This is a genomic window from Mycobacterium sp. E1386 (genome assembly GCF_001672745.1).
GTDB lineage: Bacteria > Actinomycetota > Actinomycetes > Mycobacteriales > Mycobacteriaceae > Mycobacterium.
Genome location: NZ_LZKH01000102.1, coordinates 1 through 23026, shown reverse-complemented (window position 1 = coordinate 23026; position 23026 = coordinate 1). Strand labels below are relative to the sequence as shown.

Sequence of the window (23026 nt, the reverse complement as noted above, 5' to 3'; positions counted from 1 at the left end):
CGACGGCGAGCAGCAGCGCGGGGGCCAGCAGCTGAGGCGCCGTGGCCAGGATCTCGAGGATGTGCGTCGGCCAGTCGAACAGCGCGAGCTGAACGATGTACTGGAAGGCCAGCGCAGGATTGTGCACCAGGTAATAGCCGAACTGTTCGAAGTCTTCGAGAAGTTCCAGCGCTCGAACGACCCACCAGATCGGCTGGCTCGCGTTCGTGTAGGCGTCGTAGGGCAGTCCGTTGACGGTGCCCTGCGCGGGGTCCCAGTTGATGCCGAGGTTCTTCAAGATCTGCGCAATGAAGTCATCGAGCGGATTGTCGATCGTGGGGTCGTGGGCGACATTCGACGAGTCACCGGATGAGGCATCGGATTTCACGATCTGCGGCGCTGGATCGGGGGGCGGTGTCGACGCCACGGCCGCCGTGGAGATCGCTTGATAGGTGGTCATGGTGGTGGCCGCCTGCACCCACATCCGCGCGTAGTCCGCCTCGTTCACCGCGATCGGAACAGTGTTGATGCCAAAGAAGTTCGTCGCGACCAGGGCGCCGTGCACGACGTGGTTTGTCGCCAGCTCGGGCAGCGTCGGCATCGCCGCCAGCGCCGCCGTGTAGGCGGCCGCGGCGGTCTCGTGCTGAGCGGCCGTCGCGGCGCTGTGCGCGCTGGCCTGCGTCAGCCACGCGAGGTAGGGCGCATGCGCGGCCACGTACGACTCCGCGCTGGGCCCCTCCCATGAGCTGGCCTGCGCCGCGGCCAAGGTGCCGCTGAGTTGTGTTGCGGCCGAGGCGTATTCGGTGCTCAGTTCGGACCATGTCGCCGCGGCCGCGAGCAGCGACGCCGGACCGGGCCCGCTGCTGAGCAACGCGGAGTGCACCTCCGGTGGCGAGGCCATCCAGATCGGCGCCGTCATGGGTCTCCTCGGGCTGGAAGGGGTACCAGGCAGAGGAGAGCTTAATGAAAATGATTTCCGTTATCAACTCGTCAGGGCGTACCGCGTGCCCGCGCTAGACCAACGGGCGCCCCGTCCTGATCCGGCGGTCGACGTCGGCCAGCAGCACGTTGAACGGAAACCGCCGAATGAACCGCGGCAAGCACCGGTTCACCACGGCCAACGTCGCGATGAGCCGGTCGAAGCGACGTTGCCTGGTGGCGTCCCAGGGCAGCCGCATCTCATCGCGGAACCGCTGCGGCAGAAAGCCCGTGGTGATCAACAACGGAAGCCTGTCGGCGAGGCGCTGCAGCGGTCCGGGCAAGGCGAGCCCCGGGACGCGGGACGCGGCGATCGGATACAGGTACTCGCGCACGGCGTCGTCGATGCGGACCTTGTCCAGCGACTCCTGCCAGTACCGGTCGAACGCGGCCCGGTCCGGCGGCCACATCTCCGGCGGCACCTGCAGCGTGGTCGCCAGCGCCATGCCCTCGCGGTAGTGCCGGTCGGCCTCCTCCCCGTCCAGCTCGCCGATGAACATGCGGTAGATGTCGACCCCGCCCTTGTACAGGCAGGCCCCCACCCACAGCTGCAGATCAGGGTCGAAGGCGTTGTACTGCACCGGGCTTTCGGGGGTGGAGTAAACCTGGGCGTGAGCCCGGTTCACGGCGCGGCGGAAGGCCTCCTTCTGAGCGTCGCTGCCGTTGGTCGCCACCGCCAGGTAAGTGAACGTGGTGCGGGCACGCTTGATCGGATGCAGGTCGACGCGGCCGCTTTCGACGCGGCTCTCCATGACGCCGTAACCGACGCCGGGCCGCGCCAGCTGCATGATCACGTTCGCCGGGCCGGCTAAAAGCGCGACGCCCATCAACCCCTCGTCGATCCCGAGCGGCCGCCGGCGGTGACGCCGCCGTGCGGGCAATGGCCGCGGCGCATCGGCGACGCCGCGCTCGACGTGTCGAGCCGGTTCGTGAACGGCCTCGTGTATCGCCATGGTCAGACCTCCCGCGGCGGAGCACGCTAATGTGCGAACGCCTGTTTCCTGATATTGTCGCGGCGTCGCGTTGGTGTCAAGATGGTTCGCATGAAACCCTCGAGCGCGCGGCCGTACCGTGGCGTCGAGGCCGCGCAGCGGCTGGCAACGCGCCGCAACCGGCTCCTGTCCGCGGGTCTGGAGCTACTCGGCGCGGAGCAACAGAGCATCTCCGCGGTCACCGTCCGCGGCGTCTGCCGCCAGGCCGGCCTCGCGGCGCGGTACTTCTACGAAAGTTTCGCCGACAAAGACGAATTCGTCGCCTCCGTGTTCGACTGGGTGATCGCCCAACTGACCGCCACCACCCAGGCCGCGGTGGCGGCGGTGCCTCCGCCCGAGCAGACCCGCGCGGGCATGGCCAACATCGTCCGCACCATCGCCGACGACGCCCGCATCGGTCGCCTGCTGTTCAGCACGCAGCTGGCCGATCCCGTGATCGTGCGCAAGCGCGCCGAGTCCAGCGCAATGTTCGCCATGCTGTCCGGCCAGCACGCCGGAGACGCGCTGCGCGTCCCCGCAAACGACCGCATCAAGGCCGCGGCGCACTTCGTGGTCGGTGGCGTCGGGCAGACAATCAGCGCCTGGCTCGCCGGCGATGTCCGACTCGAGCCGGACGAGCTCGTCGATCATTTGGCGGCACTGCTCGACGAGCTCGCCGAACCCAACTTGTACCGACTCACGGAGACGGCGGCGAAGCCGCGGGGGAAGCCGTGACGCGTGTCCTCACACCGGGCAAGCGGTATGCCACCCCGTGGTGGCGGTAAGCGAGAAGTCGCTCAACGCGGCCGAGATGTGTTGCCGTAAATCGGCCTTCGAATTGGGACGACCCAGCTCGAAGGCAAGAAACGAGATGAAGACCCGGCCATGCACCCTTCCCGACAACAACGCCAGCGCCCCGTTGGTGCGGTACATGGTCGCGGTGGTCACCCCCGGGTACACGGTCTTCATGGCGAAGTAATCGGCGTCGGTGCCGTCCGGGAGGTTGACGGCTCGGTCCACCGATCCGAGGTTGGACGACACGACGGTGATCGCGCTGCCGGTAACCACGCCGATCAATCGCCGCATGACGCGTTTTGGAATCAGGGGAACCAGCGGCAGCAACGCCCAGCGCTCGTCGGGCTCATCGTGGTGGCGGGACAGCGCTTCCTTGATCCTCGCGCGGATTTCACGCAAATCCCTCCTCGCCGGTGCGGGGTCGACCGTGATATCCACGTTGACGACCGCATTGGCCCGGGTGTCACCGGGGGTACGCTCGTTGACCGGCATCCCCACATTGACCGTGCCGTCGGCGGCGACCCGTCCCACTCGCCCGGCGAGGTGGGCCGCCAAACCCGCGAGCAGGGCGTTGCTCGTTCCGCCGAGCGTGGTTGCGCGCGCGTCCCATTCGTCGGCATCGATGAAGACCGTTGCCATGGGCAGCGTGATGCGTTCGTCGGGCCCGGTGAGCGGAACGTGCCGCTTGGTGTCCGGTGACGCGGCGGCTGCACGGCCGGCCCGGGCCATGCGTGCCGCCGCAACGACGGCCCGACCCACATCCGTTGTGTCTCGCGCGGTTTGGCGCGCGTCCTCACACAGCGCCCGCCACCGCCCCCGCGAAGCCGGCGCGGGCCAGCCGATGGCGTCGTCGCGGCCGCACGCCGCGTCCGCCAACGCCTCGCACAGCCCGACGCCGTCGGTGAGGCAATGAGTTACCACCAGGCTCACCGCCGCGCCCCCATCGTTCAGTGGGAGCACTCCCAGGTGCCAACCGGGGCCACGCTCGGCATCCGGCCGCCTGGCCGCCTGCTCGTCCAGCCAGTCGTCGATCTCGTCGCGCGGCCGCGGCGTTGCGACGATATCCAGGTCGGGCTGATCGTGGGGCGCTACCCAACGATGCCGGCCGAACGGCAAGGGGGACCGTTCGATGCGCCGACGCAGCCGTCCCCGGCCGAGATGGTGATGGAAGGCTCGCAGCCCGTCCATGTCGACGGCGCGGTCGTACACCCAAATACATTGGAGCACGCTGGTAGTCGATGTCGCTCGCTCCCCGAGGAATAGGGTCTGGTCGGCCAGGTCCAACAGGTTGTTCATCGCTAGGCCGCCTCGTCGTCGTTCTCCGTCGGCGCGATCACCCCCGGCTCGTCGGTGGGCTCGACGATGCGGGTAAACATCTGACCCAGCGTCGCGATGTAGCGGCCGACCGACTCGCGCGCAATCGCGTTGTCCGGAAAGGACATTGTCACCGTGGTTCGTTCGACGTGCCGGTTGATCCACATGTTGATCCCGCCGGCGGACAGATTGTCGCCATAGGTCCCGAAATTCATCTCCGCCCACATCCCGACGAGGGGTATTTTCCGGAAGTCGAGGAAAGAGACCATCATAGGCAGCTGTGTTGGCAACTTGATGGCCAGCCCATCCAGCGTCGCCAACTCCAAGACCCGTTCGACCGGCACGGCGGCGAGGTCCTTGGCGGCATCGAAAGACTTCTGTGCCGCCCGCGCCGCCTCGGGGAACGAGTCGCCGGTCGTCGGCACGGAAACCGGGATCAGGCTGGCGAACCATCCCACGGTCATCGTGTCGATGCCCGGCGTCCGGGTGTCCCTGGCCGTGAATCCGTAATAGGTTTCCTTGCCGGTCAATGCGCGCTCCGCCAACGCTGTACACGCCAAGACTCCCCCGATGAAGCGGGCCCCGGCCGCGCAGCAGGCAGCGTCGAAAGACGCGGTCCCCGCGGCGTCCAACAACTCGACCGTCAACAGATCACCCTTGCAGCTGGCCCACGTGTCGCCCAGTGGCAGCGGAAAGCTCGGCCAGTCGCCGTCGGCCTCGCGCGCGAACGCGATCCAGTCCTTGATCTCCGGGGAGGACATGGTCAAGCCGGCCGCGTTCTCGCGCTGCCGCGCCGCGTAGTCGCGATAACTTCTGACCTCGGGGGGCACGGCGAGCTCACGCACTTGCGAGCCCGCCGCAAGTTCCTGGTATGTCAGGTGGACGTCGAGGAAAATCAGTGCGGCGGACAAGCCGTCGATGTGCAGGTGGTCGACGCTGGCGTAGAACGTGAAGTGGTCGGCCCCCTGGACGACTCCGTATGTGAAGCAACCCCATCCGAGGGTCTCGGGTGTCGTGGCCAGGACGTGCGTGCGCGCCTGGTCGGGGCTCATCGGTCCGAACGCCACGGGAGCGAAGTCGATGACCTCGGGGTCCTCGATCACCCGGCGGACGATGACGCCGTCCTCGAATTCAAACCAGCTGTGGTAGGTGTCCTGCCTACGGACATGCGAATTGATCGCGGCCGTCATCGCCGGCATGTCACACACACCGGGAATATCCCACGCCACGACCATCAGGCGGGGCAGCTGCCTGTTGAGCGCCTTGCCGTGGTAAGCGGTCCAGAGGTGTTGATTTTGTTGATAACTCGGGGCCGAATCGCTGCGCCGTGCGGCGCGAGCCGCTTCGTGCGCCGCGGGTGTGGCCATCCAGGTGGTCAGTGGGCCGTGCGGTGGCTGCCATTCGCTGATGCTTCCGAGTGCGACCATTTCTTGATCCTCGCCCTTCGCGATGCCTATTCCGTTGTGCGGCAAGGGGGTAGCGGAAGAGCCATCCGTAATGGCTCTTCTGCACAGCATGAATTCAATTTCGTATCGGGGATCTTTTGCGACGAATTTCCGTATGTTGGCCCGAACTTACGGTGTCGCTTGTACCCCCTGCCGCCGTTATTGCACGTTAGTACAGGAAGGTGAGGATTGGTGCGTTTTAGGAAGATTCGCAATCTCGTGCGATCGCGGCGCCAGGCCGGTAATCTTCTTTACCCTCACCGGGCCGACGCACGGGTCCGGCGCTTCGGCCTGGCGCGCCGAGCCAAATCGCGGCCGCCTCAGGGGAACAGCGGCAGTTCCCACAGTCGCATGCCGGGGTCCAGCAGCCACAACCGCATCATCGTGAGCCGCATCAGCCGTTGCGCGCTGAAAATCAGGAACACCGCCAGCGGCACCTCGACCAGCAGCGCGGTAGTCACCGACAGCCAGACGTCCTTGGGCCCGGCCGTCATCAGGTCGAACCAGGCGTCGCAAATCAGCAACACCCCGGTGGTGAACGCGGCCGGCACCAGCAGCTGGCGACGCAGGTACCCGAGCACCGCCGTCGCCACCATGAATCCGACCAGGAGAATGTCGAAGCCCACCCATGTCACGGGCCAGTTGTGGGCAACATAGTTCTCCGGCAACGTAACCGAGAGGTATCCCAGCCAGGGAACCATCGCCATCGAGCCGCCGACCATCAGACTCAACCGGATGCGCCGCACCCTGGCCAGCAGCGCCGGGTCGATCAAGTCGCCCACGGGCTGTTCGAGCCGAGAAATGAGCTGCCGTCGCTGCTGGGGCGTGAGCGCCGCGATCTGCGCGTCGGTCAGGATGCCGTCGGTCACGGGCGGCCGGCGACCACCGGAGGTCGGCGGTCCGCCGCGGTCTTGGGCACGGCCTGAGCATCGGTGGCATCGAATTCTTTGACCCAGCATGCGAATTCGAGGGTGATGCCATCGGGGTCCTGGAAGTAGAACGACCGCACGTACACCCCGGGATGCACCGTCGCGGACACTTGCATCGGGCTCTCGTCATGGTTGAGCACCGGGCCGACGCGCACCCCTTTGTCCTTGAGCCGCTGGCGGTAGGCATCGAACTTTTCGGCCGGCACGTGGAATGCGAGATGGTTCATGGTGCTCACCGCGCTGGTGATGTCGCCGATACCGGGGATGGCGCCCGGCGACGAGATGCCGGGCACCCGGTCGGGGGCGTCGGCGAACCAGAAGAATGCGACGCAGTCGCCGTTGCCGGCGTCGAAGAAGAAATGCTGGCCCGCCCCCCCGGGCAGGTCGAGGGACTTGATCAACGGCATGCCGAGGACCTTGGTGTAGAACTCCACGGTCCGAGCCATGTCCGAGCAGACCAGCGCGACGTGGTTGATCCCGCCGAGTTCGAATTCCGTGTTGGTGTTGTGTGGCTTGATCATCGCGCGGCTCCCCTCGGTCCCCGGCTTGAAGTCCTGGCCAAGTTGTATTTCTGAATCTAACATCGGCCTGAAGTTTGTTTCGAGATGTCCGATGCCAACAGGGCCGGTGAGATGACGCCTAACACCGACGCCGCAGGGGTTATCCGCGAGTTTGTCGGCCTGCCGTCGCCCACTGCCGGCCGCGCCGGCGCGGGTGGGCATCCTTGCCAGGGGCTGTACTACCGCGGGGTGGGACGCAAGCCGAAGGTGGCGATGATCGCCACGCACTACCAGATCGACTTTTCCGAGCATTACCTCGCCGACTACATGGCCACCCGCGGTGTCGGCTTTCTGGGCTGGAACACCAGGTTTCGCGGCTTCGAAAGCAGCTTCCTGCTCGACCACGCGCTGGTCGACATCGGCGTGGGGGTGCGCTGGCTGCGCGAAGTGCAGGGAGTGGAAACCGTTGTGCTGCTCGGCAACTCGGGCGGCGGATCATTGATGGCCGCATATCAGTCGCAGGCCGTGGAGCCGAACGTGACCCCGCTGGACGGGATGCGTCCGGCCGCGGGCCTGACGGAGTTGCCGGCCGCCGACGGCTACGTGGCCACCGCCGCCCACCCCGGCCGACCCGACGTGTTGACGGCCTGGATGGATGGTGCCGTCGTCGACGAGAACGACCCCGTCGCCACCGATGCCGACCTCGACCTGTTCAACGAGCGCAACGGGCCGCCGTATTCACCGGAGTTCCTCACCCGTTATCGCCGGGCGCAGACCGCACGCAACCACGCCATCACCGACTGGGCCGAGCAGGAGCTCAAACGCGTTCGCGCAGCAGGCTTTTCCGACCGCCCGTTCAGCGTCATGCGCACCTGGGCCGATCCTCGCATGGTCGACGCCAGCATCGAGCCGACCAGGCGTCAACCGAACATGTGTTATGCGGGTGTTCCGGCCAAGGCGAACCGGTCGGCGTACGGCATCGCCGCCGCCTGCACCCTGCGCAACTGGCTGGGCATGTGGAGCCTGCGGGTGGCGCAGACCAGGGCCGAACCGCATTTGGCCCGGATCAGCTGTCCCGCCCTGGTGATCAACGCCGAGGCCGATACCGGGGTCTTTCCGTCCGATGCCCAACGGATTTTCGTCGCGCTCGCCGGCCCCGACAAGACGCAGGCGTCGATCGACACCGACCACTACTTCACCACCCCGGCCGCTCGTGGGGAGCAGGCCGACATCATCGCGAAGTGGATCGCCAAGCGGTTCCACTGAGGAGCCCACCACGGACACCATTGGGTCTGGCACGCCCGGCGACCCCGGTAGTCAACCAACCGACCGGTTGTTAGTTTGGAGGGTGCCTGGCCAAGGCGAACCCCTAAAGCATGGGAAGGCGACCAATGCCGATCGCTATCACTCCTGAGCATCAAGACCTGGCCGATTCGGTGCGGTCGCTGGTGGCGCGCATCGCGCCGTCGGAGACGTTGCACGCGGCAATGGAGACACCCATCGACAATCCCCCGCCGTACTGGCGGGCCGCGGCCGAGCAAGGCCTGCAGGGTCTGCATCTGGCCGAGTCCGTGGGCGGGCAGGGTTTCGGCATCCTCGAGTTGGCCGTCGTGCTGGCCGAGTTCGGCTACGGTGCGGTGCCGGGCCCCTTCGTGCCGTCGGCGATCGCCAGCGCACTGATCTCTGCCAACGACCCGAACGCGAAGGTGCTCTCCGAGTTGGCCTCCGGCGCCGCCATCGCCGCCTACGCGATGGACTGCTGCGGACTGACCGCCACGCGCCAGGGCGACACACTGGTGCTGCGCGGCGAGGTCCGCGCGGTTCCGGCGGCTGCGCAGGCCTCCGTGCTGTTGCTCCCGGTCGCGATCGACAGCGGCGAGGAATGGGTGGTGGTGCGCGCGGAGGAGCTTGAGATCGAGCCCGTGAAAAGCCTTGATCCGCTGCGGCCCGTCGCCCACGTTCGGGCCAACGCCGTCGAGGTCGGGGCCGACGCCGCGTTGTGCAACCTGAGCATGGCGACAGCGCACGCGCTGATGACGACGCTGCTGTCCGCCGAGGCGATCGGGGTGGCGCGCTGGGCGACCGACACCGCGTCCCAGTACGCCAAGATCCGTGAGCAGTTCGGCAGGCCGATCGGTCAGTTCCAGGCCATCAAGCACAAGTGCGCCGAGATGATCGCCGATACCGAGCGGGCCACCGCGGCGGTGTGGGACGCCGCCCGCGCTATCGACGAGGCGCGCGAAAACGGTTGGGATATAACGGGTTCCAAGGTTGAGTTCGCTGCCGCCGTCGCGGCGACACTGGCGCCGGCGGCCGCTCAACGGTGCGCTCAGGACTGCATTCAGGTGCACGGCGGGATCGGCTTCACGTGGGAGCACGACACGAACGTGTACTACCGCCGGGCGCTGATGCTGGCCGCCTCGTTCGGCCGCAACTCGGAGTACCCGCAGAAGGTGGTGCACACCGCGACCAGCACCGGGGTGCGGGCGGTCGACATCGACCTCGACCCCGACACCGAGAAGCTGCGGGAGGAGATCCGGGCCGAAGTGGCCGCGCTCAAGGCGATGGAGCGCGCCGAGCGCAAGGTCGCCATCGCCGAGGGCGGCTGGACGCTGCCGCACCTGCCGAGACCGTGGGGCCGCGCCGCCAGCCCGGTCGAGCAGATCATCATCGCCCAGGAGTTCACCGCCGGCCGGGTCAAGCGCCCACAGATGGGCATTGCGACGTGGATCATCCCGTCGATCGTCGCGTTCGGGACCGAAGAGCAGAAACAGCGTTTCCTGCCGCCGACCTTCCGCGGCGACATGATCTGGTGTCAGCTGTTCTCCGAGCCGGGAGCCGGATCGGACCTGGCCGGGCTGAGCACCAAGGCCACCCGAACGGACGGCGGCTGGCGCATCACCGGCCAAAAGATCTGGACGACGGCGGCGCAGCTCTCCCAGTGGGGCGCTCTGCTGGCGAGGACCGACCCGAACGCTCCGAAGCACAACGGGATCACCTACTTCCTCCTGGACATGAAGAGCGAAGGCGTCGAGGTGAAGCCGCTGCGCGAGCTGACCGGGAACGCGATGTTCAACACCGTCTACATCGACGACGTGTTCGTACCGGACGAATGCGTGCTGGGCGAAGTGAACCGGGGGTGGGAGGTCAGCCGCAACACCCTTACCGCGGAACGCGTTTCCATCGGCAGCAGCGAGGCGAACTTCCTGGCCACTCTGGGCCAGTTCGTCGAGTTCGTTCGCGACGGGCAGTTCGACCCGATCGCACAACACCGAGCCGGTCAGTTGATCGCCGAGGGTCACGCCGCCAAGGTGCTGAACCTGCGCTCCACGCTGTTGACTCTGGCCGGCGGGGATGCCATGCCGTCCGCTGCCATCTCCAAGTTGCTCTCGATGCGCACCGGCCAGGGCTACGCGGAGTTCGCGGTGTCCTCGTTCGGCACCGACGCCGCCATCGGCGACACCGGCGAGCTACCCGGCAAATGGGACGAATATCTGTTGGCGAGCCGGGCCACGACCATCTATGGCGGCACCTCCGAGGTGCAGCTGAACATCATCGCCGAGCGACTGCTCGGGCTTCCCCGCGATCCCTAACTGCCACTTCCGATTTGGCCCGGGGAGAGAGGGCCATGCCGACCTGAGGGGTGGTCAGGCCGGCATGGTTCCCCCCCATCCCGTGGGCCGGTCAACCTAGAAATGGATCGGCACGTCGAGGTTGACCGGTTGCCACGGGGAGGTGGTTCACCACCACCAGTTCCACCAGTGCCCGGGGGCCCAGAATCCGCGGTTGCCCGAACCCCAACCGGGGTGACCTCCGCCGCCCCATCCGTGGCCGCCCCATCCATGACCGCCATGACCCCCGCCTGGACGGTCGGGAATGATGCCGGGCCCCCCGGGCGTACCGTGCGGACCGGCGGTGGTGAAGCTGGTGTCGGGACCTGGTACCGGGGCCGCCTGTGCGGCGGGGCTGGCGCCGAACAGCAGCGCTCCCGCCACCGCTGAAGCACCCAGTGCGCCCACGGCCGGGCCGCGTAACGATCGTGCAGAGATCGCCATCGCAAGCTCCTTCCAGGACCTGATGCCGACAAACAAAACGTTAGCCAGAACTTTCCCGGCAAACAACGTTGCTACACGGAAATGACGCTGTGAATTATGTAACAAATGGGTCAATTGCTCTGTGCAGATCGCAGCGATTTGAATTTAATGATTTCCATAAATCAGGAAATCGGCGGCTACTGACTTACGGAGCATCCGAATTTATGCTGGTAGAAAGCCATCTACTGACATACTGGTTTGCACGCCTCCGTATCAGCGGATCCGCTGAATTACGACACCAAATCCCCCGCCGAACCGAATTCTTCCATTCGCAATTCCCGGCGCCCATCAGCGCGTGGACAGCTATCCGCACAAATTTGCTGTAAGAAACCGCTGCTGCGGCGCCTGCCATCGACGCGGCCGGTCCGCGGCCCGGCGGCGCGACTTACGCCGTCGTCGGTGGAAGAATCAGTATTGTCACACTGAAGCGCTGATTTACTGATTGGCCACTCATCGGAGGACGACCGCCGCAGTGAACTTCAACCCCAGCCACATCGGACCCGGCGCCGGAACGTTCCGGGGCCCCGGTCCGTCGGCCACACCGGCAGGAGACGCCGCACCGACCGAGCGCCTCACCGGGCTCGGGCAGCAGGGCGCCCACCGGATCGTCAGCCAGCCGGCGGCCAACCAGGCGGGCCGGGGCCAGCGGACGCGCCGCACCGTCGACCTTCCGGCGGCCACCCACCGCGCCCTCGACATCTGGCAGCGCGAGGCCGCCGACCGCCTGGGAGTCGCCCGGGTGACCGGACAGGAGGTCCTCACCGCGCTCATCGACCAGCTGCTGGTCGACCCCAAACTCGCGGCGCAGATCACCCGCGCCATCAAAGACCGGCGCTGACCCCGACGGCGGACAGCGGCTAGTCGACCTCCATCTCACGCAACTCGCGCTTGAGGATCTTGCCCGTCGGGTTACGCGGCAGCTCGTCCAGGAAGACCACCTCGCGCGGCACCTTGTAGCGGGCGAGATGGTCGCGGACGTAATGCTTGATGGTGTCCTCGTCGACGTCGGAGCCGTCCTTCTTCACGACGAAGGCGCGCAGCCGGTGTCCCCACTCCTTGTCCTCGACGCCGATCGCGGTCGCCTCGACCACTTCGGGGTGCCCGCTGATCAGGTCCTCGACCTCAGCGGGGAACACGTTCTCGCCGCCGGAGACGATCATCTCGTCGTCGCGGCCGCTGACGTACAGCAGCCCGTCCTCGTCGAAATAGCCGACGTCACCGGACGACATGAGGCCGTCGATGATCTGCTTGTGGCCGCCGCCGGTATAGCCCTCGAACGGGAAGGCGTTGCCGACGAAGATGCGCCCGACCTCACCCTGCGGCTTCTCCTTGCCGTTGTCGTCGAGGATTTTGACCTTCACGCCCTTGACCACCGGGCCGACCGTGGACGCGTTCTTCTCCAGGTCCTTCGGTCCCGCGATGGTGGCGAAAGCGATCTCGGTCGAGCCGTACATGTTGTAGATGACCGGGCCGAGATCCTTCAGCGCGCGGCTGGCCAGCTCGGCGCCCAGCTGCGAGCCGGAGATGAACACGATCTTCAGGCTGGACAGGTCCGGCTTCTTGTCCATCTTTTCGACGGCGTCGAGGATCCGCGACAGCATGACCGGCACCACCACCATGGCGGTCACCTTGTGCTTCTCGATGTCCTCGAGGACGAGCGGCGGCTTGAATTTGCGCCGCAGCACCAGCGTCGATCCGAGGAACATCGCGATGGTGCCGTGCAGAAAACCCAGCGCGTGAAACATCGGGGCCGGCAGCGAGGTCACCTCGTTGGCCTTGAACGGCACGTGCGACAGGATGCCCCCGATCGGCGCCAGCGTGGGCGGGGTGCTGCGGTTCGCCCCCTTCGGGGTGCCGGTGGTGCCGCTCGTCAGGATGATGATCGACGAGTGCTTGCTCGCCTTGGGGGCGGGTTCCTTGCTGCTGCGCTCGATCAGGTCGGCCAGTGTTTCGTCCTTGCTGCCCGACGGCTCGTCGGCGTCGGGGTTGGTGCCCAGCGCGCGCAGGAAGCCCAGTTCCGGCTCGGCCTTGCTGACGGCCTTGGTGTATTCGTCGTCGTAGATGATCAGCTTGGCGCCCTCGCGTTCCGCCACCTCTTTGATTTGCGGGCCGGAGAACTCGCTGTTGAGCAGGATGATGCGGGCGCCGACCCGGGCGGCGCCGAAGTACGCGATCAGGAACCAACGGGTGTTGCGCGCCAGGATCGCGACCCCGTCGCCGCCCTTGACGCCCATCTCGAGCAGGCCGTTGGCCACCGCGTGGGCCGCGTCATCGAGCTCCTTGAAGGAGAACTCGCCGTCTTCGTCGATGCACGCCGCGCGGTCGGGGTGGCGTCGGGCGTTCAGCGACGGCAGCATGCCGAACTCGCCCCACTTGTAGATGTCGTTCGCCATCGCGGCGTAGTTCTGCGGCGGTTCCAGCCGGAAGGCGCCCGCCTCGAAGATCTTGCGCACGTAGTGCAATTCAGCCGAGCCACGTTCCAGGTACTGCTGAACCTTGGCAACCGCCTGCCCGGGCAGGCCAATCAGATTAGGCATCCATCCACCCTATGTGACGTCCGTCGCATTCCGAGGGGTAAGTACCCACCGACTTACGATGATGAACATGGGTCCGGTTTCGCTCGAGGTGGCCGGGCGTCAGGTCACGATCACCCACCCGGACAAGGTGGTGTTCGAAGCCCACGGCGGCGCGGGGCCGCACACCAAACTCGACCTGGTCCGCTACTACCTGTCTGTGGCCGAGGGGGCGCTGCGCGGCGTTGCCGGCCGGCCGATGATCCTCAAGCGCTTCGTCAAGGGGATTTCCGAGGAAGCGGTGTTTCAGAAGCGCGCGCCGAAGAATCGGCCCGACTGGGTGGACGTCGCCGAATTGCGCTACGCGCGGGGCACTTCGGCCGCCGAGGCCGTCATCCACGACGCCGCCGGCCTGGCATGGGCGGTCAACCTGGGCTGCGTCGACCTCAACCCGCACCCGGTGCTGGCCGACGACCTCGACCATCCTGACGAACTGCGGGTCGACCTGGATCCGATGCCCGGGGTCCCCTGGCGGCGGATCGTCGACGTCGCGCTGGTGGCCCGCGAGGTGCTGGAGGACTACGGCCTGACCGCGTGGCCGAAGACTTCCGGGAGCCGCGGTTTTCACATCTACGCGCGGATCGCCCCCCGCTGGGAATTCCGGCAGGTGCGGCTGGCCGCCCAGACCGTGGCCCGCGAGGTCGAGCGGCGGGCGCCCGACGCGGCGACCAGCCGGTGGTGGAAGGAAGAACGCGAAGGGGTGTTCGTCGACTTCAACCAGAACGCCAAGGACCGCACGGTCGCGTCGGCGTACTCGGTGCGGGCGACTCCGGACGCCCGGGTGTCGACGCCGCTGCTGTGGGACGAAGTCACCGAGCGCCTTCCCGAGGAATTCACCATCGACACCGTGCCCGGCCGGTTCGCCGCGATGGGTGACCCGTGGGCGGGGATGGACGACGCGGTCGGCGAGCTCGACCGGCTGCTGGTGCTGGCCGAGGAGATGGGTCCCCCCGAGCGCGCGCCGAAGGGATCGGGCACGTCCGACGGCCGGCGCCGGTCGGTGATGCCGCTTATCGAGATCGCCCGCACCAAGACCAAGGACGAGGCGCTGGCCGCGCTGGACACCTGGCGCGACCGCCACCCGGACGCGTCTCGCCTGTTGCAACCGGTCGACGTCCTGGTCGACGGCATGCGGGGCCCGAGTTCGATCTGGTATCGGATCCGGATCAACCTGCAGCATGTGCCGGTTGGCCAGCGACCTCCGCAGGAGGAACTGATCGCCGACTACAGCCCCTGGGAGGGTTACGGCGGTAAGCAGAAGCCGTCGAGCTGAGGGGCGGTTACACCCCGGCCCGCGCCAACGCGTGGTAGGCGTTGCCCTTTCGCAGGTAGCAGTACCAGGTGACCACCAGCAGGGCCAGGAAGAAGCCCACGTAGAACCGCAGCGCGGGTTCGATGCTGCCGAAGTGCGATTTCGACCAGGCGTACGCCAGCGGCACGACGAAACCGCCGAAGGCGCCGATCGACGAGATCACGCCCAGGGCGCCGGCGGCCTGGCGCCGCATGTGCGCCATGGTGTCGGGATCGCCGCCGGCGAGCTGCCCCTTGATCACGAAGATCCTCGAGATCATCCGGTAGGTCGAACCGTTGCCGATGCCGGTCGCGACGAACAAGAACATGAAGCTGGCGAAGAACAGCGGCAGATTCTTGGCGTTGACCGACCACAGCGCCGCCGTGGCGCCCGCGGCGAGCATGACGAAGCTGACCGCGGTGATCCGCGCGCCGCCGATCCGGTCGGCGAGTTTGCCACCGAGGGGCCGGATGACCGAGCCGATCGCCGCACCGAGGAATGCCCAGGTCAAAGCGATGTCACCCCGACCGAACACCGTCTTGAGCAGGGTCGGGAAGGCCGCCGAGTAGCCGATGAACGAGCCGAACGTGCCGATGTAGAGCAGCGACATGACCCAGGTGTCGGGATGCCGCAGCGACTGCCAGACCGGCCGCACGTCCGCCTTCGCCTCGGACAGGTTGTTCATGAAGAGAAACGCGCACACCGCGGCCGCCACGGCCAGCGGCACGTAGAACAGGCCGGCGCGCGCCAGCGCCACCCCGCCGCCGGCGACGACGATGGGCGGGATGATCTTCTGCACCACCGCGACGCCGATGTTGCCGCCGGCCGCGTTGAGGCCCAGCGCCCAGCCCTTGTCCTTCTCCGGGTAGAAGAACGAGATGTTGGCCATCGACGAGGCGAAGTTGCCGCCACCGAAGCCTGCGGTCGCGGCGACCGCCACCAGGACGCCGAACGAGAGGCCGGGATGGCTGACCGCCCAGGCCAGCAGCACGCACGGGATCAGCAGCAACGCGGCCGAAATCGTCGTCCAGTTGCGACCGCCGAAGAGCGGGACCGCGAAGGTGTACGGCAGGCGCAGGAAGGCGCCGACCCCGCTCGGGACGGCGACCAGGCACAGCGCCTGGCTGGCCGTCAGCGCCCAGCCGGACGCGGACGGATGCCCGTGGGGTCCCGCGGTCATCTGGACCACCACGATGCTCCACAGCATCCACACGCTGAATCCGACGTGCTCGGCGAAGATCGAGAAGATCAGGTTGCGGCGGGCGATCGGCTTGCCGGTCGTCTCCCAGAACGCGGGGTCTTCGGGCCGCCAGTCGTCGATCCAGTGCCCGCCCCGGTGGCGCGGGCGAGGAGGCGCGGGCGCCAGGACCGGGGCGATCTGATCTTCAGAGGTCGTGGTAGTCACGCCCCGACGTTAGGAAAGGACTGTTACCGGGCCGCGTGGCCACAGTTACGCCGGAGATACGTGGATCTCGCAACGGCCCCTGGGCCGCTGTAACAACTTTGTCGGACCTTTTCGCACCCGAAATGCGGGAGAATCGCCCCATGCAGGCGACTGACCAGCCCCTCGGGCTGCGGGAACGCAAGAAGATCAAGACCCGCCATGCCCTCCGCCGCGAGGCGTTGCGGTTGTTCGACGCGAACGGCTACGGCGCCACCACCGTCGAACAGATCGCCGACGCCGCGGATGTGTCACCCAGCACGTTCTTCCGGTACTTCGGATCCAAGGAGTCGCTGCTGCTGGCCGACGACCTCGATCCGCTGATCCTCGCCGCGTTCGAAGCCCAGCCGCCGGAGCTGTCGCCGAGCCAAGCCATCCGCCGCGCCTACGCCACGACGATGGCCGGTCTATCGCCCGAGCAATTGGAGTTCGAGAACACCCGTCAGCGGCTGATCTTCTCGATACCCGAGCTCAAGGCCGCCCTCTACGACGAGTACTACCGCACCGTGAACGTCATGGCGGAGGCCATCGGTCGCCGGATCGGCCGTGACGCAACCGATTTCGAGGTCCGCGTGTACGTCGGCGCGATGGTCGGGGCCATGATGGCGGCGTTCGACAGCGCGCCGAAAACGGCCGAAACCATCTATCGGGCGCTGGACTTCCTGGACGCCGGCATGCCGCTGGGCTGAGCGCGCAACCGCGCGGCGATGCCCCGGCGGGCAGGGAACGCGATAATCTCACGCGATGCGTCAGGGTTGGAATCGACGGGGATTCTTGCAGCTCGCAGGGGCTGCGACGGTCGCCGCGGCCGCCGGGGCCCCGGCGGCGTGCTCGTCGGGCAAACCGTCGTCCGATGCCTCCGGCGGCAAATCGGTGACCATCAACCACCTGTTCGGGCAGACCGTGGTCAAGGAACCCCCCAAGCGCGTGGTCAGTGCCGGCTACACCGAGCAGGACGACCTGCTCGCGGTCGGCGTGGTGCCGATCGCGGTGACCAACTGGTTCGGTGACCAGCCGTTCGCGGTGTGGCCGTGGGCCCAGCCCAGGCTCGGCGGGGCGCAGCCGGTGGTGCTGAACCTCGACAACGGGATTCCGGTCGACCAGATCGCGGGCCTCAAACCGGATTTGATCGTGGCCACCAACGCGGGCGTGGACGCCGACACCTATCAGAAGCTCTCCGCGATCGCACCGACCCTGCCGCAGTCGGACGGCGACGCCTTCTTCGAACCGTGGAAGGAGCAGGCCACCGCCATCGGCCAGGCGGTCTTCCAGGCCGACCAGATGAAGTCGCTGATCGCCGCCGTAGACCAGAAATTCACCGCCGTCGCCAAGGAACACCCGGCCTGGACCGGCAAGAAGGCGTTGCTGATGCAGGGCACGCTCTGGCAGGGCACCGTCGTCGCGACCATGGCCGGCTGGCGCACCGACTTCCTGAACCAGATGGGGCTGGTGATCGCCGACAGCATCAAACCGTTCGGCACCGACCACCGCGCCGTCATCCCGCGCGATCACGTCAGGGCGGTGCTCGATTCCGCCGATGTGGTCATCTGGACAACCGAGAACCCCGACGACCAAAAGGCATTGCTCGCCGACCCCGACGTGGCGGCCTCCCAGGCCACCGCGCAGAACCGGCACATCTTCACCACCAAGGAGCAGGCCGGCGCGATCGCCTTTTCCTCGCCGCTGAGCTATCCCTTGGTCGCCGACCAACTCCCCCCGCAACTGGGCAAAATCCTCGGTTAGATCCCGTCCGCGCCAGCGGCGTTTGAGTGTTTGCTAAGGCAGCTCTGGCAGTGTTCGAAAATCCGTCGCTCGCCCCTCGCCCGGTCGGCGATGGGGAGGTTACCGTCGAGTAATGAGCGTGACGGACCTTACCGACAACGTGTCCAAGGGCCTGCCGACGGAGCTGGTCGGCAACACGGTTCTGGACTTCGGCGACAACGCGCTGATGCTGCAATGCGGCAGCACTGCCGAGGTATTGGCGTGGGCGGCGCATTTGCGCGCCGAGGCGTTGCCCGGCGTCGTCGACGTCGTCCCGGCCGCCCGCACGGTTCTGGTGAAGCTGGACGGTCCCCGCCGCCAAGGGGTGATCCGCCAGCGGCTGCGCAAGATGCGCGTCACCGCCGAGGAGCTCGCCGCGCCGGATCGCCGTGCCGATGTGGTCATCGACGTCGTCTACGACGGCCCGGACCTCGCGGAGGTCGCCGGCCACACCGGGCTGACCATCCCGCAGGTGATCGACGCACACACCGGTTCGCTGTGGCGGGTCGGATTCAGCGGGTTCGCCCCGGGTTTCGCGTACCTGGTCGACGGCGACGCGCGCCTTAGGGTGCCGCGCCGTGGCGAGCCACGCACCTCGGTGCCCGCCGGCTCGGTCGGCCTCGCCGGTGAATTCAGCGCGATATACCCGCGCCAGTCGCCCGGCGGCTGGCAACTGATCGGCCGCACCGACGCGGTCCTGTGGGACCTTGAACGGCCCGAGCCGGCGCTGCTGACGCAGGGCATGTGGGTTCAGTTCCGGGCCGTCTGAGTTAAGGAGATCGCCGTGAGCACCCTCGAGGTTCTTCGCACCGGACCGCTCGCCGTCGTCCAGGACCTGGGCCGGCCCGGACTCGCCCACCTCGGCGTGAGCCGGTCCGGGGCCGCCGACCGTCGCGCACACCAGTTGGCCAACCGCCTGGTGGCCAACCCCGATGACCGCGCGACCGTCGAGGTGACGTTCGGCGGTTTCGCGGCAAGGGTCCGGGGCGGCGACATCGACATCGCCGTGACGGGAGCCGACGCCAACCCGACCGTCAACGGAATTGAGTTCGGCACCAACAGTATTCAGCACGTTCGCGATGGCCAAACGATCACCCTGGGCACTCCCCGCGCCGGGCTGCGGACGTACCTGGCGGTGCGGGGCGGGTTCGCCGTGGAGCCCGTGCTCGGCTCGCGCAGTTACGACGTGATGTCGGCCATCGGCCCGTCGCCGCTGCGGGCGGGCGATCAGCTCCCGGTCGGCGAGCACACCCCCGACTACCCCGAACTCGATCAGGCGCCGGTGGCGGCGATCACCGGCAACACGGTCGAGCTGGCGGTGGTGCCCGGGCCGCGCGACGATTGGTTCGTCGACCCCGATGTCCTGGTGCACAACGATTGGGTGGCATCCGATCGCAGCGATCGCGTGGGAATGCGGTTGGTCGGCCGCCCCCTGCAGTACCGCTACCCGGACCGCCAGCTGCCCAGCGAGGGCACCACCCGCGGCGCGATTCAGGTGCCGCCCAACGGTTTACCGGTAATCCTCGGGCCCGACCACCCGGTAACCGGCGGCTACCCGGTGGTGGGCGTGGTGGTCGACGAGGACATCGACAAAATCGCCCAGGTGCGCCCCGGACAGTCGGTGCGCCTGCACTGGTCACGCCCGAGGGTTCTGGTGGGCGCCCAGCCTCAGTCCGGCGTCGCGGTCTTGCCGTTTTCCTAGCCGGAATGTATTCCAGCTCACATAGAATCGCGGGATCGGCCCGAATCACTTGAAACGGGCGGCCATTTCGGTGTTTGCGGCCTACAGGGTTTTACCAGACAACTGGTAATCAACTTACAGCCGATTCGGGCCGGATTGAGTTGACCCAACCGTGTCTCGAATGTGAGCATCGAAATGCACGGCGGGGCATCCCTCTTCATTCGGGGCGCCCACTCTTCTTCCCGTTGTGCGGCTGAATGGGGCCTGACGAGAGGGAATCTTATGCACGCCACCTCGCGCAGTGTCATCGACACGGCTCCGGTCGGCCTGCTCTCGCCATCCCAAGGCGCACAACCGGATTCACCGACAGTCTTCCGGAAGTGAGCACCGCCCCGTGACGAAAGGCGACACTCGGATGGCCCGCAATCACCACATCGCGGACTGGAATCCAGAAGACACGGCGGCCTGGGAGGCCGGCAACAAGAAGATCGCGCGCCGCAATCTGTTGTGCACCATCGCGGGCGACCACGTCGCCTTCTCGATCTGGACGCTGTGGCCCGTCATGGCGCTGTTCATGCCCGCGCACGTCTACGGCTTCTCCGCCGGCGACAAGCTGCTGCTGGGCGCCGTCGCCACCCTGGTCGGCGGCCTGGCCCGGATTCCCTACACCCTAGGCATTGCCACCTTCGGTGGTCGCAACTGGACCGCCTTCTCGGCGTTCGTGCTGCTGATCCCGACGGCCGGCACCATCGTGCTGCTCGCCAACCCCGGATTGCCGCTGTGGCCTTTCGTGGTGTGCGCCGCGCTGACCGGGCTGGGCGGCGGCAACTACGCGGCTTCGCTGGCCAACGTGAACGCCTTTTACCCTCAGCGGCTCAAGGGCTCGGCGCTGGCCGTCAACGCCGGCGTGGGGAACCTCGGGGTGGCGGTAATACAGCTGGTCGGGCTGCTGGTGCTCGCCACGGCCGGACACGAGGCGCCGTACTGGGTCTGCGCGGTGTACCTGGTGGTACTGGCGATCGTGGGAATCGCGGCCGTGCTGTTCATGGACAACGTCGGTCACGGCACGCAGCTGAACACGATGCGCTCGATCCTGGCCGAGCGCGACACCTACGTGATCTCCCTGCTCTACATCTGCACCTTCGGCTCCTGGATCGGGTTCTCGTTCGCCTTCGGTCAGGTGATGCAGGTCAACTTCCTGGCCAACGGCGAAAGCGCCAAGCACGCGGCGCTGCACGCCGCGCAGGTGGCCTTCGTCGGACCGCTGCTCGGCTCGCTGGCGCGCATCTACGGTGGCCGGCTGGCCGACCGCAAGGGCGGCAGCAGGGTCACGCTCGGCGTGCTCGCCGGGATGACCCTGGGCGCCGGATTGCTCGTCATCATCAGCACTTTCGACGACCACAATGCCGGGGCGCGCTCGACCAGCATGATCGGCTACGTCGTCGGCTTCATGGTGCTGTTCATCCTGTCCGGGATGGGCAACGGATCGGTGTTCAAGCTGATCCCCTCGGTCTATGAGGCGCGCAGCCGCGCTCTCCAGATGGGCGAGCAGGAGCGGCGCCACTGGGCGCGCGCCAAGTCCGGATCGTTGATCGGCGTCTGCTCCGCGGTGGGCGCACTCGGCGGCGTGGGCATCAACCTCGCGCTGCGCCAGTCCTACCTGGCCACCGGGACGGAGACGTCGGCATATGTGGCGTTCCTCGCCTCTTACGTCGTGGCGGCGATCATCACGTGGACGGTGTACGTACGGCGGCCGGCGCTGCCCGCCGAGGCGGCGGACGGTGAGACGGCAGACGCGCTGGCACGCGTGTGAGGGCGCCCTCACTGTGGGCAATGCGCAAGCAATTGCCGGGTAACGCAACGGAAATCTGACAGGCATACACAGGTGATATGGCCCGGCCCGACTCCCCGCCGCTGACGGGTTATCGCATCGCGGTGACCTCCGCTCGGCGCTCCGAGGAGCTGTGCGCGCTGCTCAGCCGACAGGGCGCCGAGGTGTGCAGCGCACCCGCAATCAACATGATCGCGCTGCCCGACGACGACGAACTGCACCGTAACACCGAGGCATTGATCGCCGATCCGCCCGACATCCTGGTCGCTCACACCGGCATCGGGTTCCGCGGCTGGCTCGCCGCGGCCGAGGGATGGGGGCTGGTGAACCAGCTCATCGCCGCGCTGTCGTCGGCCCGGGTCGTCTCGCGCGGACCGAAGGCGACCGGCGCGCTGCGCGCCGCCGGCCTGCACGAGGAGTGGTCGCCGGACTCCGAGTCCTCGCAGGAGGTGCTGGAATACCTGCTCAACTCGGGGGTGGCCGGACTGCGGGTTGCGGTCCAGTTGCACGGCGCCGCCGACGCGTGGGATCCCTTCCCGGAATTCCTCGGTGGCTTGCGCCTGGCGGGTGCCGAGGTGGTGCCCGTCCGGGTGTACCGGTGGAAGCCAACGCCGTTGGGCGGCACGTTCGATCAGCTGGTGACCGGGGTCGCGGGACGGCAGTTCGACGCGGTCACCTTCACGTCGGCGCCCGCGGCCGCGGCGGTGCTGGAGCGCAGCCGTGAGCTGGACATCGAAGACCAGGTGCTGGGCGCCCTGCGCAGCGACGTGCACGCGATGTGCGTCGGCCCGGTCACCTCCAAGCCGTTGATCCGCAAAGGCGTGCCGACGTCATCGCCGGAACGAATGCGGTTGGGCGCCTTGGCCCGTCATATCGCCGAAGAGCTACCGTTGCTCGGCTCGTGCACGGTGGACGCCGCCGGCCACACGCTCGATATTCGGGGCACGTGTGTGCTGGTGGACGGCTCGATCAAGGTGCTGTCCCCGTCCGGCATGGGGATATTGCGCGCGCTGGCGAAACGCCCCGGCGACGTCGTCGCCCGCGGTGACCTGCTACGCGCGCTGCCCGGCAACAGCAACGACCCGCACGCCGTCGACACGGCCGTGCTGCGGCTGCGAACGGCTCTGGGAGACAAGAACATCATCGCGACGGTGGTCAAGCGTGGATACCGGCTCGCGACCGAGCAGCGGGCGGATTCCCCATGGCGCTGATCATGGTCGCGCACGGCACTCGCAGGCCCGAGGGTGTGGCGATGGTCGAAGAGCTTGCCGCGCAAGCCAGTTCGCTTGCGGGCCGGCCGGTCGCCCTCGCCCGCGACAGCACCTCGCTGGGGGTGGGGCCCAGCACGTCGACGAACGCGACCTCCACCGGCCGGCCCGCAAGCGAACTGGCTTGCGCGGCAAGCTCTTCGACCATCGCCACACCCTCGGGCCTGCGAGTGCC

The 23026-nt window shown here is 67.4% G+C and carries 20 protein-coding genes and 1 pseudogene; 11 read left to right on the top strand and 10 right to left on the bottom strand.

What is annotated here, in order from left to right; genetic code table 11:
* Together A5709_RS11795 and A5709_RS11790 are read right to left on the bottom strand one after the other, a co-directional pair.
* On the bottom strand, positions 1–898 hold an 898-nt coding region (locus tag A5709_RS11795), incomplete at its 3' end, for a PPE family protein (RefSeq protein ID WP_156744704.1).
* A 94-nt stretch (positions 899–992) separates the two neighbouring features.
* On the bottom strand, positions 993–1910 hold the full coding sequence (locus tag A5709_RS11790; protein ID WP_067943247.1) for an oxygenase MpaB family protein: 918 nt from the start codon (positions 1908–1910) through the stop codon (positions 993–995).
* A gap of 81 nt (positions 1911–1991) precedes the next feature.
* On the opposite strand from A5709_RS11790, the gene A5709_RS11785 reads away from it, so the two are divergent.
* Positions 1992–2663 carry a TetR/AcrR family transcriptional regulator gene (locus tag A5709_RS11785; protein ID WP_067943250.1) on the top strand — a complete coding sequence of 224 codons (672 nt, stop codon included), beginning with the start codon at positions 1992–1994 and terminating at the stop codon, positions 2661–2663.
* 9 nt (positions 2664–2672) lie between these two features.
* Here A5709_RS11785 and A5709_RS11780 read toward each other — a convergent pair whose 3' ends face one another.
* The 4 genes from A5709_RS11780 to A5709_RS11765 form a co-directional block, all read right to left on the bottom strand.
* Positions 2673–4019 carry a hypothetical protein gene (locus A5709_RS11780; protein WP_068010727.1) on the bottom strand — a complete coding sequence of 449 codons (1347 nt, stop codon included), beginning with the start codon at positions 4017–4019 and terminating at the stop codon, positions 2673–2675.
* A 2-nt stretch (positions 4020–4021) separates the two neighbouring features.
* The gene (locus tag A5709_RS11775; RefSeq protein ID WP_067943262.1) at positions 4022–5464 is read right to left on the bottom strand and encodes a condensation domain-containing protein; all 1443 of its coding nucleotides are present in this window, start codon (positions 5462–5464) and stop codon (positions 4022–4024) included.
* Positions 5465–5802: 338 nt separating this feature from the next.
* Positions 5803–6351, bottom strand: a complete 549-nt coding sequence (locus A5709_RS11770) for a hypothetical protein (protein WP_068010721.1) — start codon at positions 6349–6351, stop codon at positions 5803–5805.
* Positions 6348–6932: a VOC family protein gene (locus tag A5709_RS11765; protein WP_068010718.1), complete on the bottom strand. Its 585-nt coding sequence runs from the start codon at positions 6930–6932 to the stop codon at positions 6348–6350. The genes A5709_RS11770 and A5709_RS11765 overlap by 4 nt, the downstream gene beginning before the upstream one ends.
* Positions 6933–7043: 111 nt before the next feature.
* Between A5709_RS11765 and A5709_RS11760 the strand changes: the two genes are divergently transcribed.
* Positions 7044–8177 carry an alpha/beta hydrolase gene (locus A5709_RS11760; RefSeq protein WP_068120007.1) on the top strand — a complete coding sequence of 378 codons (1134 nt, stop codon included), beginning with the start codon at positions 7044–7046 and terminating at the stop codon, positions 8175–8177.
* A gap of 125 nt (positions 8178–8302) precedes the next feature.
* A complete protein-coding gene (locus A5709_RS11755) occupies positions 8303–10504 on the top strand; it encodes an acyl-CoA dehydrogenase (protein ID WP_068120002.1) in 2202 nt (733 codons plus the stop codon).
* Between the two features lie 147 nt (positions 10505–10651).
* On the opposite strand, the gene A5709_RS28025 is transcribed toward A5709_RS11755, so the two are convergent.
* Positions 10652–10966 (bottom strand): hypothetical protein, encoded by a 315-nt coding sequence (locus A5709_RS28025; RefSeq protein WP_156744706.1) that lies wholly within the window; start codon positions 10964–10966, stop codon positions 10652–10654.
* 511 nt (positions 10967–11477) lie between these two features.
* Here A5709_RS28025 and A5709_RS11750 point away from each other — a divergent pair.
* The gene (locus A5709_RS11750; RefSeq protein WP_067943259.1) at positions 11478–11843 is read left to right on the top strand and encodes an ATPase; all 366 of its coding nucleotides are present in this window, start codon (positions 11478–11480) and stop codon (positions 11841–11843) included.
* A 19-nt stretch (positions 11844–11862) separates the two neighbouring features.
* Here the strand turns inward: A5709_RS11750 and fadD2 are convergent, their stop codons facing one another.
* Positions 11863–13542, bottom strand: coding sequence for a long-chain-fatty-acid--CoA ligase FadD2 (fadD2, locus tag A5709_RS11745; protein ID WP_068010714.1), 1680 nt, complete (start codon positions 13540–13542; stop codon positions 11863–11865).
* 58 nt (positions 13543–13600) lie between these two features.
* Between fadD2 and A5709_RS11740 the strand changes: the two genes are divergently transcribed.
* Complete coding sequence (locus tag A5709_RS11740; RefSeq protein ID WP_156768020.1) at positions 13601–14851, top strand: DNA polymerase domain-containing protein; 1251 nt, start codon at positions 13601–13603, stop codon at positions 14849–14851.
* 7 nt (positions 14852–14858) lie between these two features.
* Here the strand turns inward: A5709_RS11740 and A5709_RS11735 are convergent, their stop codons facing one another.
* Positions 14859–16247 carry a NarK family nitrate/nitrite MFS transporter gene (locus tag A5709_RS11735; protein ID WP_156768021.1) on the bottom strand — a complete coding sequence of 463 codons (1389 nt, stop codon included), beginning with the start codon at positions 16245–16247 and terminating at the stop codon, positions 14859–14861.
* 167 nt (positions 16248–16414) lie between these two features.
* Here A5709_RS11735 and A5709_RS11730 point away from each other — a divergent pair, with 167 nt between their 5' ends.
* From A5709_RS11730 to A5709_RS11705, 6 genes are all read left to right on the top strand, one after another.
* Complete coding sequence (locus A5709_RS11730; protein WP_067943939.1) at positions 16415–16999, top strand: TetR family transcriptional regulator; 585 nt, start codon at positions 16415–16417, stop codon at positions 16997–16999.
* A gap of 55 nt (positions 17000–17054) precedes the next feature.
* Entirely contained in the window at positions 17055–18053 is a 999-nt protein-coding gene (locus tag A5709_RS11725; RefSeq protein WP_067943937.1) for an ABC transporter substrate-binding protein, read from the top strand.
* A 112-nt stretch (positions 18054–18165) separates the two neighbouring features.
* Positions 18166–18840: an allophanate hydrolase subunit 1 gene (locus A5709_RS11720; protein WP_067943935.1), complete on the top strand. Its 675-nt coding sequence runs from the start codon at positions 18166–18168 to the stop codon at positions 18838–18840.
* Between the two features lie 15 nt (positions 18841–18855).
* Positions 18856–19773 (top strand): 5-oxoprolinase/urea amidolyase family protein, encoded by a 918-nt coding sequence (locus A5709_RS11715; RefSeq protein WP_068119998.1) that lies wholly within the window; start codon positions 18856–18858, stop codon positions 19771–19773.
* A gap of 394 nt (positions 19774–20167) precedes the next feature.
* Complete coding sequence (locus tag A5709_RS11710) at positions 20168–21565, top strand: NarK/NasA family nitrate transporter (RefSeq protein WP_068120003.1); 1398 nt, start codon at positions 20168–20170, stop codon at positions 21563–21565.
* A 77-nt stretch (positions 21566–21642) separates the two neighbouring features.
* Positions 21643–22794 carry a uroporphyrinogen-III synthase gene (locus A5709_RS11705; RefSeq protein WP_067943929.1) on the top strand — a complete coding sequence of 384 codons (1152 nt, stop codon included), beginning with the start codon at positions 21643–21645 and terminating at the stop codon, positions 22792–22794.
* Positions 22795–22897: 103 nt separating this feature from the next.
* On the opposite strand, the pseudogene A5709_RS27455 reads toward A5709_RS11705, so the two are convergent.
* Positions 22898–23026: pseudogene (locus tag A5709_RS27455) on the bottom strand (CbiX/SirB N-terminal domain-containing protein); the annotation flags it as partial.